3 protein-coding genes and 1 pseudogene are annotated in these 1910 nt (G+C 44.2%); all 4 read left to right on the top strand.

The annotated features are described in order from the left end of the window. On the top strand, nucleotides 1–825 hold an 825-nt coding region (locus A3739_RS29305; protein WP_197472030.1), incomplete at its 5' end, for a PepSY-associated TM helix domain-containing protein. 9 nt (nucleotides 826–834) lie between these two features. Beyond that, a complete protein-coding gene (locus A3739_RS04115) occupies nucleotides 835–1170 on the top strand; it encodes a hypothetical protein (protein ID WP_068479939.1) in 336 nt (111 codons plus the stop codon). A 3-nt stretch (nucleotides 1171–1173) separates the two neighbouring features. Continuing rightward, nucleotides 1174–1716 (top strand): hypothetical protein, encoded by a 543-nt coding sequence (locus A3739_RS04110; protein WP_068500414.1) that lies wholly within the window; start codon nucleotides 1174–1176, stop codon nucleotides 1714–1716. Next, nucleotides 1706–1910 (top strand): annotated as a pseudogene (locus A3739_RS30680) (hypothetical protein); the annotation flags it as partial. The gene A3739_RS04110 and the pseudogene A3739_RS30680, both read left to right, overlap by 11 nt.

Raw genomic sequence — 1910 nt, 5'->3', positions numbered from 1 at the left:
GATTGGTCGATGCGACCATTGCATTACGGCACATTTGGTTATGACGGATTTTGGGATTTATTTGTGAAAACAATTTGGTTCATCTTCGGTTTGGCGATGAGCATTCTATCCATCTCTGGCATGATCATTTTCTATCAGCGGACCAAATCGGCAACTAAAAAAGCCATCAATAGCGGGCGTATCCGAGGAAAACTTAAGAAAGTTTGGTTAGTACTTAGGCCATGGGGCGGACCAATGTCTGGGTTCAAATATCTCAATTGGGCTTTTCTTACTGTCATCTGTATCGGCATTAGTATCGGCTTTAAACTGCAGAGCGAAGGAACGTCGGGATCCGGTTACCAGTATAAAGCTCAAGACATAGGGCCATGGAACATATCGCTCAACGCGACTCTCGGATTACTTGAAAAAGACCTAGATCCGATTCAAGCAGGACGCTCCACTACCCTCAACGCATATATCCATGAAGGACATGCCGACGCGATAAAGTTCATGTATGTAAAAGTGGGCAAACCACGCACAAAGCGTGCTCCAGGGGCGGTATTACATGGCACCGTTGGCAATCAACATGCGCATACACCAATTCCAAAGACACTAAAAGACGACGCCGAGTTATGGCTCACGATAGAGAGTTGGGACGGGGAATTTTATCAAACCTCTTGGTCATTGATGCCTGACGGCATTAACACCGTTGATTTACGCGCATCTCAAGCCGACGAAGTAAGCGTCAAGTCGGTCAACCCAACAAACCAAACTGGGAGTTCTCAAACACAGAATACTCCTGCACATCACCTTAAAACAGAACAACACACACTTGCTGCCAAGTAGGATTAATTCGTGAAAACTATCAAAAAGGTACTACCACTTGTCGCAGGTTTAGTCGTCTTTATCCCACTAAGCCATGCCCATTACCCTATTTTAAACTGCACGGTTGGAAACAACGAAAAAGCCCCTCATCAAGTACGATGCGAAGCTAGTTTTTCAAACCGAGCGAAGGCACCTAATGTCATTATGGAAGTTTACTCAGAAGATGACGAAGTCATCTCTGAAGGACACACAGATAACGATTCCATTTACACCTTCGATCGTCCTGAGGGCGTGTATTTTATTATTATGGATGCAGGCCCTGGCCACGTCTTAGAAATCTCCGACGAAGAAGTCGTTGAGATCTAACATATGACAACTTACTCCGAAAAAGTACGTGCGCGAGATGGCAAGCTTGAAGACAAGCTTGTGTTTGGATTTAGCGCGCTGACTTTGCTGATAGCAGCGATTTTACTGTATTCCTTATACGGCCATCCACAAGCTGATTTCACGGCTGTACCAAAACCTATTCGCGCTGCTCTAACCTCGTTAAGCAATGCAGGTGAAGAAATACAAATGGTTCGAGCAATTGAAGGGCGCATACCGAGTGTTGATGAACTTTCCGAACTCGGCATCCAACCATTTTCATCCACACACTTGGAATCGCTTATTCAATTTCACTGGGCGCAAGTAACGACGTGCTATGTTGGTCAAACTCAAATAAAGACTCACCGCTATTTCATCAAACTTGAGCTACCAAATGGCGCGGGCGAACCAAAAAGTCCTCTCTGGTATTACGATGAACAAAACAATCTTAGCAACGTTGACCTAAAGACCCTTTGTTTCGACACCACTATCCATTGGCACTCCGCGGCAACAATTAATAAGATTTACGAAAACAAACATGATCACTAGCCTTCTCACGCGCATAAAAACTATACGACCGATATTACGAATTGCTTTTCTAACATCGCTTCTGGTCACAAGTCATAATGTATCAGCCAAACTCAATATTGGTATTACTCTTCATCCTTATCATAGCTATGTGGCAAACATTGTTGGTGACCGAGCAAATGTAATACCTCTGATCGAAGCAGGGTTTAATCCAC

This window comes from Oleiphilus sp. HI0067 (assembly GCF_001635735.1).
The sequence above is the reverse complement of the archived record's forward strand: the minus strand, read 5'-3'. Positions and strand labels throughout refer to the sequence as shown.

Bases quoted from the DNA above. Each gene is read 5' to 3' on its own strand.
- A3739_RS04110 (WP_068500414.1), top strand. From the start codon at position 1,174: ATGACAACTTACTCCGAAAAAGTACGTGCGCGAGATGGCAAGCTTGAA.